14 protein-coding genes are annotated in these 18618 nt (G+C 72.7%); all 14 read right to left on the minus strand.

What is annotated here, in order from left to right; genetic code table 11:
• Positions 1-36 precede the first annotated feature (36 nt).
• Entirely contained in the window at positions 37-1071 is a 1035-nt protein-coding gene (locus ACFV8H_RS38975) for a PstS family phosphate ABC transporter substrate-binding protein (protein WP_380409188.1), read from the minus strand.
• A gap of 318 nt (positions 1072-1389) precedes the next feature.
• Positions 1390-1794 carry a hypothetical protein gene (locus ACFV8H_RS38980; protein ID WP_375895314.1) on the minus strand — a complete coding sequence of 135 codons (405 nt, stop codon included), beginning with the start codon at positions 1792-1794 and terminating at the stop codon, positions 1390-1392.
• Complete coding sequence (locus tag ACFV8H_RS38985; RefSeq protein WP_380409190.1) at positions 1784-2371, minus strand: DUF1508 domain-containing protein; 588 nt, start codon at positions 2369-2371, stop codon at positions 1784-1786. The genes ACFV8H_RS38980 and ACFV8H_RS38985 overlap by 11 nt, the downstream gene beginning before the upstream one ends.
• Positions 2372-2462: 91 nt before the next feature.
• On the minus strand, positions 2463-4316 hold the full coding sequence (locus ACFV8H_RS38990) for a GAF domain-containing protein (protein ID WP_380409192.1): 1854 nt from the start codon (positions 4314-4316) through the stop codon (positions 2463-2465).
• Between the two features lie 69 nt (positions 4317-4385).
• On the minus strand, positions 4386-7922 hold the full coding sequence (cydD, locus tag ACFV8H_RS38995; protein ID WP_380409194.1) for a thiol reductant ABC exporter subunit CydD: 3537 nt from the start codon (positions 7920-7922) through the stop codon (positions 4386-4388).
• 4 nt (positions 7923-7926) lie between these two features.
• Positions 7927-8964, minus strand: a complete 1038-nt coding sequence (gene cydB / locus ACFV8H_RS39000; RefSeq protein ID WP_380409196.1) for a cytochrome d ubiquinol oxidase subunit II — start codon at positions 8962-8964, stop codon at positions 7927-7929.
• Positions 8965-9021: 57 nt separating this feature from the next.
• A complete protein-coding gene (locus ACFV8H_RS39005; RefSeq protein ID WP_380409198.1) occupies positions 9022-10566 on the minus strand; it encodes a cytochrome ubiquinol oxidase subunit I in 1545 nt (514 codons plus the stop codon).
• Between the two features lie 360 nt (positions 10567-10926).
• Positions 10927-12294: an oxygenase MpaB family protein gene (locus ACFV8H_RS39010; protein ID WP_380409200.1), complete on the minus strand. Its 1368-nt coding sequence runs from the start codon at positions 12292-12294 to the stop codon at positions 10927-10929.
• The gene (locus ACFV8H_RS39015) at positions 12287-12868 is read right to left on the minus strand and encodes a Uma2 family endonuclease (protein ID WP_380409202.1); all 582 of its coding nucleotides are present in this window, start codon (positions 12866-12868) and stop codon (positions 12287-12289) included. Before ACFV8H_RS39015 ends, ACFV8H_RS39010 begins: the two co-directional genes overlap by 8 nt.
• Positions 12869-13134: 266 nt before the next feature.
• Complete coding sequence (locus ACFV8H_RS39020; protein WP_380409204.1) at positions 13135-14031, minus strand: LAETG motif-containing sortase-dependent surface protein; 897 nt, start codon at positions 14029-14031, stop codon at positions 13135-13137.
• Positions 14032-14219: 188 nt separating this feature from the next.
• Complete coding sequence (locus ACFV8H_RS39025; RefSeq protein ID WP_380409206.1) at positions 14220-15731, minus strand: sensor histidine kinase; 1512 nt, start codon at positions 15729-15731, stop codon at positions 14220-14222.
• An 11-nt stretch (positions 15732-15742) separates the two neighbouring features.
• On the minus strand, positions 15743-16531 hold the full coding sequence (locus tag ACFV8H_RS39030; RefSeq protein ID WP_375895337.1) for a response regulator transcription factor: 789 nt from the start codon (positions 16529-16531) through the stop codon (positions 15743-15745).
• 330 nt (positions 16532-16861) lie between these two features.
• Positions 16862-17338 carry a carboxymuconolactone decarboxylase family protein gene (locus ACFV8H_RS39035; RefSeq protein WP_380409208.1) on the minus strand — a complete coding sequence of 159 codons (477 nt, stop codon included), beginning with the start codon at positions 17336-17338 and terminating at the stop codon, positions 16862-16864.
• Positions 17339-17430: 92 nt separating this feature from the next.
• Positions 17431-18246 (minus strand): helix-turn-helix domain-containing protein, encoded by an 816-nt coding sequence (locus ACFV8H_RS39040; RefSeq protein WP_380409210.1) that lies wholly within the window; start codon positions 18244-18246, stop codon positions 17431-17433.
• Positions 18247-18618 lie beyond the last annotated feature (372 nt).

An 18618-nucleotide genomic window follows, 5' to 3' on the forward strand; every position in this document is an offset into this window, starting at 1 on the left:
CACCAGGCCCGTGGCCGCCGGGTCGTGCGGGGTCGATCAGGAGTGGATGGTGCTGCCGCAGGCGCCGGACGGCAGCGGCAGGAAGCCGAAGCTCTGGAGGTCGGCGGTCGCGGTCGCGCTGGTGCAGATCCAGCCGTTGGTGCCGAAGATGGCCTGCAGCGCGGTGCCGTGGGTGTCGGTGGCGACGAACTCGGAGTGGCGCAGGACGTTGTAGACCGAGCGGGAGTAGTTGGTGTTCGCGAAGGCGTCGGTGATCACCTTGTTGGTGGTGTCGATCGGGGCGACGCCGTCGATGCTGCGGACGGTCAGCGGGCCCTGGACGTCGCTGCCACTGCCCTTGCCGTAGTAGGCCTGGCCGATGTAGTGGGCGACGGAGTAGGGAACGATCGCGTCGGCGTCGTTCAGCGCGGCCGTGCTGCCCTGGTTCTCCTGGACGCCCTGGGTGACGCAGGAGTTGATGGTGGTGATGCCGAGCGTCTTGAGGAAGAACGCGCGGGTACCGGAGTTGGCCTGCGGCAGGAAGGGCTTGATGGTGTTGCTCGACAGGCTCGGGTCGATCTGGTTCCAGGCGGTGACGTTGCAGTTGAAGATGTCCTTCAGGTTCTGCGTGGTCAGGTTGGCCGGCGCGTGGCCGCCGTTCTGGGCCGCCCAGGACACCGCGTCCGTCGCGTAGGCGACGAAGTCGAAGGTGTTCGGGTCCGAGGACTGCGGGTCGCGCGAGGAGCGGGCGAAGTCCACCGTGGCGCTGGTGTTGCCGTTCAGCGCGGAGATGCCGGCGCCGGAGCCGTTCGGGCGGGTGATCGAGGTCGCACCGGTCTTGGTGGTGATCGGCGAGGAACCGGTCGCGTCCCAGCTGTACAGGTGCGGCAGGGTGGAGCCGGTGCCCAGGGAGGCGTTGTAGTCGGCGGAGAACTGGTTCAGCACGGCCTGAGTGGTGTCCGAGCCGACGCCGACGATGTCCTGGGCGGCCGGGGTGACGGTCGGGTCGGCCAGGGCGGAGCCACTGGCGACGGTGACCAGGGAGGTCGCCAGGGCGGCGACGGTGAGCAGCTTGGCAGCGGTCTTACGCATGTTCCTCTTCCTCCGAGGGAGAGACGTCCATCGCGTGAACCCGTGCTCCGGGGGGAGTCCGGGGCCGGGGGCCGTGTCTGCTGCGGCCGCTCCGGCAGTGCCGATCCTGTCCGGCCGGGAGGTTCCGTCGGAAGGGCCGTCGGGGCCGGGCGGCGAATGTCGACTCATCGGTTCGACGAGGTTTAGGCACTGGTCAACGCAGATGTGACAGGGGCGGAACAGGGGTGACGAACCCGGTCGACGTTCTTCTCCAGGAGGCGGCTCGGGGTGTTGCCGGAAACCTGCGCTTCACCGGAACAGCACGAAGCGGAACCGCCGCTACAGCGGCCAGCGGCCGTCGCGGCCGGACCGCCGCAACTCCTGCCCGACCCACTGGAGTCCGGCCAGGAAGCCCTCGACGCCCGCCTGGCACTGGTCGCGCCGCAGGTAGCCGCGGGCGCTGCGGGCGACCGGGACGGCGGGGGTCGCGCCCGGCCGGGTGGTGCGCACCGGCAGGTGGGCGGACCAGACCCACTGGCGGCCCTCGGCCTGGACGGTCGAGCAGCGCAGGGCGGCCCGTTCGATGATCAGTTCGCGCACCGCGTCGGCGAGTTCCTCCTCGCTGCGGTACGTCCGCACGCCGACGCCGAGCGGCCGCCCGTTGGCGGCGCGCAGCGCCCAGCCCACGCAGCGGTCGGCCGCGGGCACGATCAGCAGCCGCGGTCCGCGCCGCTCAGCTGCCATCGGGGCGTCTCAACGACACTGCTCTCCTCGGGAGTTCACGTGCGGGCGCGTCGCGGAAGGGCACATCGCGCACGGATCGCTCGCGCACGGACCCCTCGCGGCCGGGAGCCTCGCGGACCGACCCCTCGCGGCCGGGTGGCTCGTGGACCGCCGGCTCGCGCGGCGGCTGCTTGGCGAGCAGCACGACGAAGCGACGGAAGGCGTTCTGGCACGTCGCGTACCGTTCGTACGCGCGGCTGGAGCGCACCTCGGGCAGGCTGCGCGATCCGGGGACGACCCAGATCCAGCCGAGCCCGTCGCGGACATGGGTGATCCGCGCGGTCAGTCCGTCGGCGCCGGCGCGCAGTCCGTCGAAGCCCCGCTCGGCCTCGCCCGCCGTCTCGAACAGCGCGGAGGTGATCGCCACCACCCGGCCGTTGGGTGCCTTCAGCTGCCAGCGGTAGCGCCCGTCCGGTGCACGCTCGGTCCGGAACCCCCCTCGGCTCGCCCCTGCTGCGGTGTGACCGCGGCCGGAACCGTCCACTGCCCCCTCCGTCCGGTTTCCCCTCCGGGACGGAGCCAAGCTATGTGTGCACACGGAACCGCCGAAAGCCCAGAACGTTCACAACTTGCGCCGTTGGTCGGGAAGTTCTCCCTCGTTCAGCTTTCATCTGTCGGTACCGGAACGGTCACAGCCGGGCCGTCCAGCGGACCACGGCGCCCTTCCGGTAGGGCCCGCGCTCGTGCCAGGCGGCGCCGCCGAGGGCCTCGGCGCGCCGGGTGAGGTTGAGCAGTCCGCTGCGCCGGCCGCCCTGGGGGATGCCGACGCCGTCGTCGGTGACGGTCAGCAGCACGCCGGGCCGCCCGCCCCGGTCCAGCGACTCCGGGTCGCCGCCGACGGGCCGTCCGGCGTCGTCCAGGTGGACGGTCGCGTCGATCTCGACCCCGACCCGGGAGGCGCGGGCGTGCCGGGCCGTGTTGGAGAGCATCTCGCGCAGGGCCGCGAGGAGTTGGCGGCCGGTGTTCTCGCCGACCAGGCTCTCGACCGGGCCGACGAAGCTCACCGAGGGCTTGAAGCCGAGGGCGGAGGCGGCCTGGCTGGCCTCGCGCAGGACGCGGGTGCGCAGGGTGTCGGGGGCGTCGCCGTGGTTGTCGTGCTGGAGCGCGTAGATGGTGGTACGGACCTCCTGGATGGTGGCGTCCAGTTCGTCGACCGCCTTGCCGATGCCCACCTTGACCTCGGGGACGACGGACCGGCGGGCGGCGCTCTCCAGCATCATCCCGGTGGCGAACAGCCGTTGGATGACGAGGTCGTGGAGGTCGCGGGCGATCCGGTCGCGGTCCTGGAAGACGGCCAGCCGCTGCTGGTCGCGCTGGCCCTCGGCGAGCCGCAGGGCGAGCGCGGCCTGGGAGGCGAAGGTCTCGGCGAGCTGCTTCTCGGAGTCGGTGAAGGGCAGGGCGCCGCGCGAGCGCCAGACGCAGAGTCCGCCGAGCACCCGCCCGGCGGCGACCATGGGCACGGCCAGGGACGGGCCGAAGCTGCGGGCGAGCCGCATCACCACGGTGGGGTCGCTGGACATGTCGTCGAGGTGGACGCTGTCGCCCTCCAGCAGCTGGGCGGCGAAGCTGTCCTTGGGCAGCAGTTCGCCGCGGACGAACTCGGCGGCCTCGCCGGAGGCGTGGGCGACCCGCATCTGCCCGTCCCCCTCGGCCGAGGAACCCGCCGAGCCCGCCGAGCCCGCCGCTCCGGGCGGGCCGGCCGGACCGGTGGGCAGCAGGATCATGCCGAGCGCGGCGCCCGCCAGCTCCCGGACCTGCTCGGCGGCGACGGTGAGCGCGCCCTCGGCCTGCTCGGTGGAGAGCAGCGCGGTGGTGACGGCCGCGGCACCGGCGATCCAGCGTTCCCGGCGGCGGCCCTCCTCGTACAGCCGGGAGTTCTCGATGGCGACGCCGGCGGCCGCGGCGAGCGCGTGCACGACCTGTTCGTCCTCGGGGGTGAAGGCGCCGCCGCCCTTCTTCTCGGTGAGGTAGAGGTTGCCGAAGACCTCCTCGCGGACCCGGATCGGCACGCCCAGGAAGGTCTTCATCTGCGGGTGGTGCGGCGGGAAGCCGGAGGAGCGCGGGTCGGCGCCGAGGTCGGCGAGCCGCAGCGGTTCGGGGCGGTCGATGAGCGCGCCGAGGATGCCGCGGCCGGCGGGCAGTTCGCCGATCTCGGCGGCGGTGCCGTCGTCGATGCCGACGTGGATGAAGTCGGCCAGGCCGTGCCCGCCGGGGGCGATCACGCCGAGGGCCGCGTACCGGGCGTCGACGAGTTCGGCGGCTCCGGTGGCGATCCGCTGCAGGGTGGCGTGCAGGTCGAGTCCGGCCCCGATGGAGACCACCGCCTCCAGCAGGCGCTGCATCCGGTCGGTGACGGCGGCGGCGGACTGCAGCCGCTCCGCGACCTCGGTGACCAGGGTGTCCAGCCCGAGCGAGGCGATCTCGGGCACCCGGTGGGGGGTGGGCTCGGGGGCGGCGTCGGGGAGGTCCGGCGTGGGGTCCATGGAGAAAGCCTACTTTTGTACGGTTTTCAGCCGAGGGACGATGCGGCCATCAGTGCCCCACCGCCGCCATCAGTACCCCACCGGCGCCAACGGTGCCCCCATCGCCAGCGGTGCCTCCGCCGCCAGCAGACCGTCCGCCTCCCGCTCCCGGCGCCACAGCGCGTGCAGCCGCCCGTCCGGATCGGCGACCAGCTCGGACCAGCGGCCGCGCTCGGCCACCCGGCCTGCCTCCAGCACCAGCACCTCGTCCACGGTGGTGTCGTCCAGTCCGGCCAGCCGGTGGGTGATCAGCACGGTGGTGCGGCCCGCGGTGGCGGCCAGCAGGTCGGCGGTGAGGGTGTCGGCGGTGGGCAGGTCGAGGTGCTCGGCGGGCTCGTCCAGGACCAGCACGGGGAAGTCGGCGAGCAGCGCCCGGGCGAGCGCGAGGCGCTGGCGCTGGCCGCCGGAGAGGCGGGCGCCGTGCTCGCCGACCATGGTGTCCAGGCCGTCCGGCAGGCCCTCGGTCCAGTCCAGCAGCCGGGCGGCGGCGAGGGCGGCGCGCAGCTCGTCCTCGTCCGCGTCGGGGCGGGCGAGCCGCAGGTTCTCGCGCAGCGAGCTGTCGAAGACGTGGGCGTCCTGGGCGCAGAGGCCGATCACCCGGCGGACGTCCTCGCCCGCGAGCGCGCGGCTGTCCACAGCCTGTGGACGACCGGCGGCGAAGGTGACGGACCCGGCGCCGGGCTCCAGGAAGCGCAGCAGCGCCTGGGCGAGGGTGGTCTTGCCGGAGCCGGAGGGGCCGACCACGGCGATCCGGCGCCCGGGCGCGAGGTCGAGGTCGACGCCGGTGAGCGCGTCGACGGCCTGCCCGGGGTGCCGTACGGTCAGCCCGCGCACCGCGACGGGCAGCGGCTGCTCGGGCAGTGCGGCCGGGTCGGCGGGTTCGGCCACCACCGGCGGGGCGGTCAGCACCTCGTCCAGCCGGGCCCGGGCGGCACTGCTGCGCCGGCGGGCCTGGACGGCGAGCGGCATCCCGGTGACGGCCTCGAAGGCGGCCAGCGGGGTGAGCACCACGACGGCCAGGCAGACCGGAGCGAGGGCGCCGTCGCGCACCCCCTGGATGCCGACGGCGGCCGCGGCGACCACGGTCAGCCCGGTGAGCAGGGTGATCAGCCCGGTGCCGAGCGCGGTGGTGGCGGCGGAGCGGGCGGCGAGGCCGGTCAGGGCGGCGTCGGCGCTGCGGACGGCGGCCAGCCGGGCGGGCAGCGCGCCGGCCACGGTGAGTTCGGCGGTGCCGGTGAGGCCGTCCACCACGGCGGTGGCCAGGCGGCCGCGGGCGGGGGCCTGGCGCTGCTCGGCGCCGGCCGACCAGCGGGCGGCCAGCGCGGGCACCAGCACTCCGGCGAGCAGCAGCCCGAGCCCGAGCACCAGCCCGGCCGCGGGCAGGAAGGCGCCCATCGCGACGGCCGAGGCGAGCCCGACCACGGCCGCGACGGCGGCGGGCAGCCGCCAGCGCAGGTGGTGGTCCTGGATCGCGTCGACGTCGGCGACCAGCCGGGAGAGCAGGTCGCCGCGCCGGAAGGCGGGCAGTCCGGCGGGGGCGAGCACGGTCAGCCTGCGGTACACGGCGGCCCGCAGGGTACCGAGGGTGCGCAGCACCGCGTCGTGGGAGACCAGCCGTTCGGCGTAGCGGAAGACGCTGCGGCCGATGCCGAAGGCGCGGACGGAGGTGACGGCCATCATCAGGTAGAGCACCGGGGGCATCTGGGAGGCCCGGGAGATGAGGTAGCCGGAGGTGGCCATCAGGGCGACGGCGCTGCCCAGGGCGAGCGCGCCGAGCAGCACCGACAGGGCCAGCCGGGGGGCGGCGGGTTCGGCCTCCGGCTCCTCCGGCGCGGCGGGGGCGGGGGTGGGCTCGCCGGTGTGGGCGAGCGGCACGACCGGCGCCGGGGCGCAGGAGGCGGAGGCGGAGGCGGCGACGGGCCCCGCCAGCCGGATCCGCTGCTCGGCGACCGCCAGCAGCGCCGGCCGGTGGGCGACCACCAGCACGGTGCGCGCCGGGTCCTCGGCGAGGGTCCGGACGGCGTCCACGACGGCCGCCTCGGAGTCGCCGTCCAGGTGGGCGGTGGGCTCGTCGAGGAGCACCAGCGGCCGGTCGTCGGCGAGCAGGACCCGGGCGAGGGCGAGGCGCTGGCGCTGGCCGGCCGAGAGCCCGGCGCCGTCCTCCCCCAGTCCGGCGTCCAGGTCGGTGACGAAGTCGAGCGCGTGGGCGGCCCGCAGCGCCGTCCACAGCTGCGCGTCGGGGGCCTCGGGCCGGTGCAGCCGCAGGTTGTCGGCGATCGTCCCGGCGAACAGGTGGGGGCGCTGGGGCACCCAGGCGATCTGCCGTCGCCAGCTGTCCGGCTCCAGGTCGGCGAGGTCGTGGGTGCTGCCGTCGGCGGCGGTGATCCGGACGGTGCCGGCCTCGGGGGCGGTGAGGCCGAGCAGGACGGCCAGCAGGGTGGACTTGCCGGCCCCGCTGGGCCCGGTGAGGGCGGTGCTGGAGCCGGGGCGCAGGGTGAGTGCGGCGCCGTCCAGGGCGGGCAGGGCGCGGCCGGGGTGGCGTACGGTCAGGCCCTCGGCGGTGATCACGGCGCCGGTGAGGTCGGGGGCGGGGCGGGTGCCGGCGGCGGGCAGCGGGGTCTCCAGCACCCGGAAGATCTCGTCGGCGGCGGTGAGCCCCTCGACGCTGGAGTGGTAGAGCGCGCCGACCTGGCGGATCGGGAAGTACACCTCGGGGGCGAGGACCAGGATCAGCAGCCCGGTCTCCAGGTCCATGCTGCCGTCGACCAGCCGGAAGCCGACGGTGACCGCGACCAGGGCGACGGAGAGGGTGGAGAGCAGTTCCAGGGCGAAGGAGGAGATGAAGGCGATCCGCAGGGTGCGCAGGGTGGCCTTGCGGTAGTCGGCGGTGATCCGGGCGATGGTGGCGGCCTGGGTGCGGGCCCGGTTGAACACCTTGAGGGTGGGCAGGCCGGCGACCACGTCCAGGAAATGGTGGGAGAGCCGGGCCAGGGTGTTCCACTGCCGGTCCATCCGGGACTGGGTGGCCATCCCGATGAGCACCATGAACAGCGGGATGAGCGGCAGCGTCCCGGCGATGATCGCGGCGGAGGTGAGGTCGGCGCCGCCGATCCGCAGCAGCACGATCACCGGTACGACCACGGCGAGCGCGAGCTGCGGCAGGTAGCGGGCGAAGTAGTCGTCGAGGGCGTCGATGCCGCGGGTGGCGAGGGTGGTGAGTTCGCCGGTGCGCCGGCCCGCCAGGTAGGACGGGCCGAGCGCGGTGGCGTGGTCGAGCAGCCGGCGCCGCAGGGTGGACTTCACCCGGACGACGGACCGGTGCGCGGTGAGTTCGGTGAGCCAGCCGACCAGCCCGCGGCCGACGGCGGTCAGGGCGAGCAGGACCAGCGGGGTGGTCAGTTCGCCGAGGCCGGCCCCGCGCTGGAAGGCGCGGACCACGATCTCGGCGATCAGGCTCGCCTGGGCGACCACCAGGACCGCGCCCGCCCCGCCGAGGAGCACGGATCCGGCGAGGAAGGCACGGGTGGTGCGGGCGTGCGCGAGCAGGCGCGGGTCGACCGGCTGCACGGCGTCAGGCCCGGTCGGCCGGGGCGGCGGGCTGCTGACCGGCCTGGTGGCCGGGGATGTGCTGGACCCCGATCCGCTTGCGGAACACCCAGTAGGTCCAGCCCTGGTAGAGCAGCACCAGCGGGGTGAACACGGCGGCCACGATGGTCATCAGCTTGAGCGTGTACGGCGAGGAGGCCGCGTTGGTGACGGTCAGGCTCCAGTCCGGGTTGAGCGTGGACGGCATGACGTTCGGGAAGAGCGCCAGGAAGAGCATCGCCACGGCGGCCACGATGGTCGCCCCGGAGAGGATGAACGCCCAGCCCTCACGGCCGAGTTGGTTGGCCGCCAGGGCACCGACCAGGGCCAGCACGGCGACCACCAGGGCGGCCAGGCTGCGTCCGTTGCCGCTGTCCGCCTGGGTCCAGACCAGGAAGGCGAGGGCGAGGACGGCGGCGGCCAGGCCCGCGTACCGGGCGGCCCGGCGAGCGCGCTCACGGATCTCGCCGACGGTCTTGAGCGCCGCGAACACCGCGCCGTGGAAGGTGAACAGGGTGAGCGTCACCAGCCCGCCGAGCAGCGCGTACGGGTTGAGCAGGTCGGCGAGGCCGCCCACGTAGTTCTTCTGCGCGTCGATGTCCACGCCGCGGACGATGTTGGCGAAGGCCACGCCCCACAGGAAGGACGGCAGGAGGGAGGTCCAGAAGATGGCCTCCTCCCAGTTGCGCTGCCACCGGACGCCGTCGCGCTTGGCCCGGTACTCGAAGGCCACGCCGCGGACGATCAGGCAGACCAGGATGGCCAGCAGCGGGATGTAGAAGCCGCTGAACAGGGTCGCGTACCAGTCCGGGAAGGCGGCGAAGGTCGCGCCGCCGGCGGTCAGCAGCCAGACCTCGTTGCCGTCCCAGACCGGGCCGATGGTGTTGATCAGGACCCGCCGCTCGGCGGTGTCGCGGGCGAGCGGCTTGGTGAGGATGCCGATCCCGAAGTCGAAGCCCTCCAGGAAGAAGTAGCCGATCCACAGGACCGCGATCAGCACGAACCAGACGTCGTGGAGTTGCATGACCCTAGGTCTCCTTTCCGTGGGTCAGTACGGTTTCAGTACGGGTTCAGTACGGGTTCAGTAGGCGAAGGCGAGCGGCTTGTCGGCGTCCTCGTCCGCGGCCGGGCCGCGCAGCGACGGGTCCTTGGCCGGGGGCTGCTCGGTCACCACCGGGCCGGCCTTGGCGTACTTGACCAGCAGCCGGACCTCGACGACGGCGAGGATCGCGTACAGCGTGGTGAAGGTGGCCAGCGCGCCGATCTGGGTGCCGATGCCGACGTTCGGGGAGACCGCGCTCGCGGTGGTCATCAGGCCGAAGACGGCCCAGGGCTGACGGCCCATCTCGGTGAAGATCCAGCCGAAGCTGTTGGCGATCAGCGGGAAGCCCATGGTCAGGATGCCGATCCGCCAGCTCCACTTGGTGAGCAGCGGCCCCATCTCCTTGGACGGGGTGAGCATCAGCCGGGGCACCTCGGTGTCGCCGGTGCGGAACTCGGGGCGCAGCAGGAGCTTCCGGCGGGTGGTCCAGAGGCCGATCAGGGCGGCGACGAAGGAGGTCATCCCGAAGCCGATCATGAAGCGGAAGCCCCAGTACGTCACGAAGACGCTCGGGATGTAGTCCTTGGGGTCGCCGCCGTGCGCGGCGGCCTCGGCGGCCGCGGTGTCGTTGATGCCGGGCACGGAGGAGCTGAAATCGCTGTGGGCGAGGAAGGAGAGTATCCCGGGGATCTCCAGCTCGACCGAGTTGTGGCCCTTGCTGACGTCGCCGACCGCGAAGATCGAGAACGGCGCGGGCGACTGGGTGTCCCACAGTGCCTCGGCGGCGGCCATCTTCATCGGCTGCTGCTCGAACATGACCTTGCCGAGGGTGTCGCCGCTGAGCGCGGTGCCGGCGCCGAAGACCACGGCGAGGACCAGGCCGAGCCGCAGCGAGGTGCGCATCACGGCGGTCTTCTTGGGATCGGCGCCCTCGGGCTTGCGCTTGGCCTTCCAGAGGTGGAAGGAGGAGATGCCGACCATGAAGGCGGCGCCGGTGAGGAAGGCGGCGGTCAGGGTGTGGAAGACGACGGTGAGGGTGGTGTTCTGGAACAGCACCGCGGCGATGTCGGTGAGCTGCGCCTTGCCGGTGGCCGGGTCGATCGCGTAGCCGACGGGGTGCTGCATCCAGGAGTTGGCGGCCAGGATGAAGTAGGCGGAGAGCACGGTGCCCAGGGCGACCATCCACATGCAGGCGCAGTGGATCTTCTTCGGCAGCTTGTCCCAGCCGAAGATCCACAGGCCGATGAAGGTGGACTCGAAGAAGAAGGCGATCAGCGCCTCCATCGCGAGCGGGGCGCCGAAGACGTCACCGACGAAGCGGGAGTAGTCGGACCAGTTCATGCCGAACTGGAATTCCTGGACGATTCCGGTGACGACGCCCATCGCGATGTTGATGAGGAAGAGCTTTCCCCAGAACTTCGTCGCGTGGAAGTACTTCTCCTTGTTCGTACGCACCCAGGCGGTCTCCAGCCCTGCCACGATGGCGGCCAGGCTGATGGTGAGCGGTACGAAGAGGAAGTGGTAGACGGTGGTGACTCCGAATTGCCATCGCGCGATCGTCTCGTGAGCGATTGCCAGTTCCACGTCGCCCTCTCTCCCAACCGGCCCTTTCTCAGGGCGTGTTCCGGACAAACTTCATCTATAGCCGTAGACCGCCGCACACCCGTGCAAGCTTGTCCGCTTGTGAACGTGAACACGTTCACAAGCACAGTATCCACCATCCTTACGGGGGAACCGCAGGTGGGGTGGGGTTGACATCCCTGTGCGGTGCGTCACGGTGTGTGCGGGCGGTGCGCACAGTCTGCGGACCGGGCGGGCCCGGGGCAACGAACGAGCGGGCGGACGGCGCGTCGCTCTTGGCCGAACCGGCGCTTGACAGCGGCACGCCCCGCTCGCGGTCGCGGGCGGGGCGTGCTAGGCGCTGAGCGCCTGGTTCCTTGTCGGCTACGGACGGCCGAGGAGCTGGGCGCCCGAGGTCGAGTCGGCCCGGGCCGTGAAGAACTCGGTGAAGCCCCCCACGAACTCCTCCACCGTGATCCGCCCGTCCCCGTCCGTGTCCAACTGGCGGAAACCGTGCGACAGCTCGGCCGGGTGCACCCGCGGGCCGCCGAACACCGCGCGGTACTCGTCGAACTCCAGGAAGCCGCTGCCGTCGGTGTCGGCCGCGGTGAACACCGCCCGCAGAGCGGGCAGCAGCCCCAGCTCCAGGTACGCGTCGCCCCGGTCGCAGCCCGCCAGCGTCCCCGCCACGAACTCCTCCCGGCTCACCTCGCCGTTCCCGTCGGTGTCCATCGCCACCCGCAGCTGCTCCCACCACCCGTCGAAGGCCGCGTACACCCGGGCCTCCGCGGCCTCGTCCAACTCCAGCTGCCAGCACACGTTGTGGGCCATCGCCCGCAGGTCGTGCACGGTGATCACGCCGTCCCCGGTCTGGTCGAGCACCTCGCGGAAGAACCGGTCCACCCGGGAGCCGCGCGTGTCCCGGCGCTGCGGCCGCAGCCGGCGCGGCGGGGCCTGCTCCTCCGGGGCGCGGTAGCGCATCCGCTCCGGGAGGCGCGGCACGACGATCCCGGCACCGCGGTGCAGCAGCACCGACAGCAGGGCGCCCCGCCGGGTCCGGACCAGGCCGAACCGCTCCCGCACGGCCGGCGGCAGGTCCGCCACCGTCAACTCACGGATCACCCGGGCGACCAGGGACCGGGTGACCCGCCACCCGGCGTCCCCGAGGAACCACAGCCGGCGCGGGCGGGGCGCCTCGTGCAGGATGTCGTCCAGGAGGTAGCGGGTGGCCTCGTTGAACTCCAGCTTCTCGGCGGTGTACCGGGCGAAGTACCCGGGCAGGTCGGCGGCGGTCTTCGGGAGCTCCTCCGCCGGCAGCTCGAAGGCCGCGATCGCCTCCCTGAACTCCGCGTACACCAGCTCCAGTTGGTCCGCGTCGTAGCCGTCCCCGCCGAGCCGCCGCATGGCCACCACGCACTCGAACAGCGTCAGCAGCACCCACACCCTGGTCGCTGCGTCCCGGGCGTCGTACGCCCGGCCGTCCGGCATCTCGCCGCGGATCCGCTTGTGGGCGCGGTTCAGCCGGGCCACCTCCCGGCGCAGGGCCTCCGCGTCCTGGTAGAACAGCCGCCGCCCGCTCCCCAGCGTGTGCTCGATCCGCCGCCACGGGTGCGCCCGGTAGGTCGAGTGCTCCTGCATCCCGGCCGCCACCACCGGATCCGCCGCCTGGAGGACCAGCAACCGCCAGGCGACGAGGGCGATCCGCCACTCGGAGAGGTCCCGCTTGAAGGAGACGGAAGTCGGATCAACCACGGGGCTCTCCGGTGATCTCGGGGCCGATCACGAAGCCCTTGGCCGGGCCCTCGGGGATCACGGCCTCCTTGCCGTACGGGATCCGGGCCGCGTACTCGTACGCGCGGCGCTCACGATCCGGCCCGGTGAGGATGGTCACCACGCCGCCGTTCTCGTGATCGTCGATGATCACGTACACCGGGATGCCTGCACGGGCGTAGGCGCGGTGCTTGAGGACGTGGTCGCGCGTGCGGTTCTCAGAACCGGGCGAGACGGTCTCCACGACCAGCGCGACGCTGGAAGCCAGTACGCCCTTGCCCTCGGGGTGCTCGACCGATTCGATGTCCTTCGGTGCGACGAACACGTCGGGGATCAAGACCTTGAGTCCGTCGATGACGTTGCAGTCGTTCCCGGGCCTCCATTCACTGCCACGCAGGTGGAGGAAAAGATCCTCCAAGACGCGGTTGTTCACATCGAAATGACGGCTGCTGCCCGTGGGTGACACCGCGAGGGTCTCCTCGATGATCTCCAGGCGATAGCCCTCAGGCAGTTCCGAGGACTTCCACACGTCCCAAAGCACCTGGTCCAGGTTCACGACGGCCACCTCAGCAACTAGCACGCTCACGAGACACCTCTTCTCCGGTCCAGTGTGATGAGCCTGCGCGATCTCGCACAAGCGACGGCAGCACGGTCGCACACGACCGGAGGGCTGATCGGGTGAATGGCCCGGGGTTCACCCGAACGGGGCGTTTGGGGTGCGGAAACGCGAAACCGCAGGGCGGGCCGGGAGGGGCCTGCCCTGCGGTGGCGGGGGTGCCGGGGGTCCGCGTCCTCCTCCCGAGCGGGCGCGGACCGGGTGGGTCAGGAGGTGGCGCGGGCGCTCTTGCGACGCGAGACGTAGAGGGCGGCGGCGCCGAGGCCGATGGCGGTGGCGGCGCCGAGGGCGAGGTACGGGGTGGCCGGGTTGGAGCCGGTCTCGGCGAGCTCGGCGGTCGAGCCGGTGGTGGTGGCGGCGGTCGCGCTGGTGGTCTTGGTGGTGCCCGTCTGCTGGGTCGAAGTGGTCGACGTCGCGGGCGACTTGTCGGTGGCCGGGGTGACGGTGCCGGGCTGCTGGGCGCCCTGGTCGGCGGGCTTGTCGGCCGGCTTCTCCGCCGGCTTCTCGGCGGGCTTCTCCGCCGCGGCCTTGGCGTCGGCGAGGGCCTTGTCGGCGGTGTTCTTCGCGGCCAGGGCGGCGTCGACCGCCTTGTTGGCCTCGTTGGCCTTGCGGAAGAGGTCGACCTTGGCGTCGTCCGCCGCCGTGCCGGTGGCCGCGGCGGCCGCCTGGGCCTGCTTCTCGGCGGCGATGGCGGCGTTGGCCTTGTCCATCGCCTTCAACAGGTCCTGCCGGGCCTTCTCGCGCTCGGCGTCCGACGCCTTGTCGTAGACGGACATGGCCTGGTGGAGCTCGTCCTCGGCGGCGGTCCGGGCCTCGGTGGCCTTCTTGGCGGCGGCCTGGGCCTCGCGGTGCTTGGCGAGGTAGGGCGCCGGGTCGAAGGCCTCCAGCTTGGCCGCGATGTCGGCCTGCTCGGTCTTGGCCTTCTGGTAGGCCTTGGCCGCGTCGGCGGCGGCCTTCTCCAGGGCGGCGATCGAGCCGGCGTCGTTCTGGGTCTGGGCCGCCGGAGCCGACTCCGCGAAGGCGGGCGCCGCGGAGAGTACGGCGGCGGGCGAGAGCACGGCGGCGACGAGGGCGGCCGAGACCAGCGTACGGCGGAGATTCACAATGACCCCTTCCGGGTCGAAAAGGAAAGCAAATGCCCTGGCCGGGGAGTCTTCTGACGCTCCGGCAGCGCCGATCATAGGCATACGGATTCTTTGCTCTCCATGCCGGTTTCCGGCAATGAAAGGGACGCCGCAATTGCCCGGTCCGCGGCGGAATTGACGAGTCGACAAAGACTGTCGACGAGGGCTCAGGAAACCCGGTCACCATTCGTGGGCAGTTCGACCCGGAAGGTGGCGCCGGCGCCCGGGGCGGTGTCCAGGGTGAGGGTGCCGCCGTGGGCTCGGGTGAGGGCGGTGGCGATGGCGAGGCCGAGTCCGCCGCCGCCGCCGTTGTCGCGGCTGCGGGAGGCGTCGACCCGGTAGAAGCGGTCGAAGACCCGCTGGGCCTGCTCCTCGGTGAGGCCCGGCCCGGTGTCGGCGACCTCCAGCAGGCAGACCCCGTCGGGCCCGCCGCCGACCCCGATCCGTACCGGGGTGCCGGGCGGGGTGTGCTTGACGGCGTTGCCGACCAGGTTGGTGACCACCTGCCGCAGCCGCGCCTCGTCGCCGAGGACGGGCGCCGCGCCGGGTGCGCCGGTGCCGGCCGGGCCGGTGAGGGCGACCGGGCGGCTGGGGTCGAGCGCGGTGAGGTCGTGCAGGGCGTCGGCGGCGAGGGTGCGCAGGTCCATCGGGGCGAGGTCGAGCGGGCGTTCCTCGTCGAGCCGGGCGAGCACCAGCAGGTCCTCGACCAGGGTGCCCATCCGGACGGCCTCGCTCTCGATCCGGCTCATGGTCCGGGTGACGTCCGCCCCGGTGGGCAGCGCACCCATCCGGTACAGCTCGGCGAAGCCGCGGATGCCGGCCAGCGGGGTGCGCAGTTCGTGCGAGGCGTCGGCGACGAAGCGCCGCATCCGGGCCTCGGACTCGGCGCGGGCCGCGAAGGCCGCCTCGATCTGGGTGAGCATGCCGTTGAGCGCGACGGACAGCCGTCCGACCTCGGTGCCGGGGGAGAGTTCCGGCATCCGGTGCGAGAGTTCGCCGGCCGCGATCCGCGCGGCGCCCTCCTCGATCCGCCGCAGCGGCCGCAGTCCGGCCCGGACGGCGAAGAAGCCGAGCGCGGCGATGAGCAGCAGCACGCCGCCGCCGATGGCGAGGAAGGAGGTGCTCAGCCGGCCGACGGTGGTGTCGATGTCCTCGCGGGAGACCGCGACCATGACGTAGGTCGGGGTGCTGACCGGGGAGGCGAACACGCCGGGCCCGGGGGTCGGCGTGCGCGGGGCCTGGATCGGCAGCACCAGGACCCGCCAGCTGTGGTGGCCGCGCTGGTCGGGCAGGTCGAAGGGGGTGTCGGGGGCGGTCTGGGTCGGGTCCAGGCCGCCGAGCTGGGGAGCCGGGTCGGTGTCCGAGACGGGCTGGCGCAGCGAGGTCTGGACCTTGCCGTCCGCGGACAGCCACTGCACCAGGTACTGGCTGGGCAGGCTGATCCGGCGCCCCGAGACGACCGGCTTGCTGCTGCCCGGGGTGCTCAGCTGCATCGGCGCCTTACGGGACAACGGCACGCCGTAGCGCTGGAGTTGCTCGTCCAGCTGCTCCACCAGCTGGGCCCGCACGGCGCCCAGCACGAAGGTGTCGCTGACCACGAGCCCGGTGGTCACCAGCACGAGGGCGAGGACCAGGAGCCGGGCGCGCAGCGACAACCGGGAGGTGAAGCGGGTGAACACGGGCCGGCCCGTCAGCCCTGCGGGGGGCGGCGCAGCGCGTAGCCGATGCCGCGCACGGTGTGGATCAGCTTGGGGCCGTGCGCCGGGCCGGAGTCGAGCTTGCGGCGCAGGTAGGAGATGTACGACTCGACGATGGAGAGGTCCCCGCCGAAGTCGTAGGCCCAGACGTGGTCGAGGATCTGCGCCTTGGACACCACCCGGCCGACGTTGGCCATCAGGTAGTGCAGCAGCTTGAACTCGGTCGGGGAGAGCGCGACCGGGGTGCCGGCCCTGGTCACCTCGTGGGCGACCGGGTCGAGGCTGAGGTCGGCCACCAGCAGGCGCCCGTCCTCGGCGGGGCCGCCGGCCCGGCGCAGGATCGCCCGGATCCGGGCGATCAGCTCCTCCAGGCTGAACGGCTTGGTGACGTAGTCGTCCGCGCCCGCGGCCAGGCCCTGCACCTTGTCGCCGACGCCGTCCTTGGCGGTGAGGAACAGCACCGGCAGGTGGTCGCCCGGGTGTCCGTGCGCGGGCCCGGCTATCTGGCCCCGGTTGGTGCGCTCGCGCAGCTTCTCGACGACGGTGAAGCCGTCGAGGTCGGGCAGCATCACGTCGAGGACCACCAGGTCCGGACGTTCGACGGCGATCAGTTCCAGCGCTTCCGTCCCGCTCGCGGCGGAGGCGACCCGGAATCCGGAGAAGCGCAGCGAGGCTGCGAGCAGTTCGCGGATGTTCGGCTCGTCGTCCACGACGAGGAGGAAGGCCTCGCCCTGGCCCCCGGCCACGGCGGGGCCGCCCGGTGTGGTGACAGTGCCTTGCACGGGGGTTCCGCCTCCCGGTCGGACGATGACGTTCAGCATGAGGCTAGCCCCCGGAGGCTATGCGGCATGGATGAATGTTGGATTAACACCTTAACGGTCGGTTTTGCGGTGACAAGCCCCCTGGGGTGGGGCTCGGTGGTGTGCGCACGGGCCGGTCACGACCGCGCCCGCTCGCAGCGGCCCCGGACGGCGGCGGGCGGGCGGCGGACAGCGGCCGACGGACAGCGGCCGACGGACAGCGGCGGGCGGACAGCGGCGGGCGGACAGCGGCGGGCGGACAGCGGCGGGCGGCCGGACGGAGTGCCGTCCGGCCGCCCGCGCGGTCCCCGCTCAGTGCTGGGCGAACTGGCCCGGCCGGTAGTCGCCGGCGGGCTGGCGGATCATGACGTTGCCCCGGTTGAAGGCGTTGATCAGCGCGATGACGCAGACCAGCGCCGCGAGCTGCTCCTCGTCGTAGTGCTTCGCCGCGTTCGCCCACGCCTCGTCCGTCACCCCGCCCCCGTCGGCGAGCCGGCTGCCCTGCTCGGCCAGCTCCAGGGCGGCCCGCTCGGCGTCGGTGAAGACCGTGGCCTCGCGCCAGGCCGCCACCAGGTTCAGCCTGGTCGCCTCCTCCCCCGCGTGCACGGCGTCCTTGAAGTGCATGTCGACGCAGAACCCGCAGCCGTTGATCTGGCTGGCCCGCAGCCGCACCAACTCCTGGGTCGCGTACGGCAGCGTCGAGTCGGCGATCGGCTGGTTCGCGGCGATCAGGTGCTTGTAGACCTTGGTCATGACCGGGTTGGCGAAGGGGTTCAGTCGGGCTTCCACGGTGTGCTCCCTCAGGCTCGGTGCTTCCTTGTCGTTCTTCCTTCAGGACAAGGTGGCCGGGCACCGTGTGACATCCCCGGGGGTGACCCGCGTCACCCCTGCCATTCCCCGGCGTGCTCGGCGTGCTCGGCGTGCTCGGCGTGCTCGGCGTGCTCGGCGTGCTCGGCGTGCTCGGCGTCCCCCGCGGCCTCCCCGCCCAGCGGCTTCGCGTGCAGCACCTCACGGCCCTGTTCGGCGGCGCGGGCGATCGACTCGGAGACGAAGTCCAGGAAGCGGGCGATGTTCTCCAGCCGGTTGCCCGCCGGGGTCCCGCCGCCGAGGATGCCGACGCCCTGCCGGGCGGTGTCGACGAGCTGGGCGGTGGCCTGGGCGCTGACCATCATCGACCGGTACCAGATGTCGTCGTCCACGAAGTAGCGCTCGCGGCGCCGCTCGTCGCGCTCCCGGGTCACCATGCCCTGGCCCTCCAGGAAGGCGATCGACTTGGAGATGGTCGCCGGGCTGACCTGGAGGCGCTCGACCAGCTCGGCGGCGGTGAGGCTGCCCGCGTCGGTGAGGTAGAGGCAGGCCAGCACCCGGGACATCATCCGGGGCATGCCGGACTGCATCAGGACGGCGGTGAACACCTCCTCGTAGGCGTGCACCGCCTCGGCGTCCCGGCCGTGCGGCTGCGGGGCGGCGCCCGGCCCCTGGGGTGCGGGCTGCCGCCGGCGCTGGGCGCGGTGTCCGGTGGCGCGGTGGGCGAGGTCGGCGCGGTAGGTGGCGGGGCCGCCGTTGCGCATCACCTCGCGGGTGACGGTCGAGGTCGGCCGGTCGAGGCGCCTGGCGATCTCCGCGTACGCGAGACCGTCGGCCAGCCCCAGCGCGATCTGCTGGCGTTCCTGCTGGGTGAGCCTGCCGCCCGGCATCGCGGTCTCCTTCGGGATCGATGGTCTCTGCGCTCTCCGTTCAAGATAGCGTCCACCGTCAATCCATTGCAACGAAAGGCGGCCCGGCTCGTTGCGTTCCCGGCAGGTCCATGGCGATGGCCTCTGGCAATCCGCCTGAGAAAATAGGATTCTCGTGCTACGAGACCATGAGCAGAAGGATGAACGCAACGTAGCTTTTCCTACGTCAGAAACCAAGGGGCCAAGACTGGTCCCGCAGCGCCGGGGGGGGGGGGCCCCGGGGGGCCCCCCCCCACCCGGGGGGGGGGGGCGGGGGGCGGGCGGGGGGGGGGTGCCCCGCGGGGCGGGCCTGTCCACCGAGTCCGGGATCCCGGACTACCGGGGCGAGACGGG

It is taken from the genome of Kitasatospora sp. NPDC059827 (genome assembly GCF_042731675.1).
In the GTDB taxonomy this organism is placed as follows: domain Bacteria; phylum Actinomycetota; class Actinomycetes; order Streptomycetales; family Streptomycetaceae; genus Kitasatospora.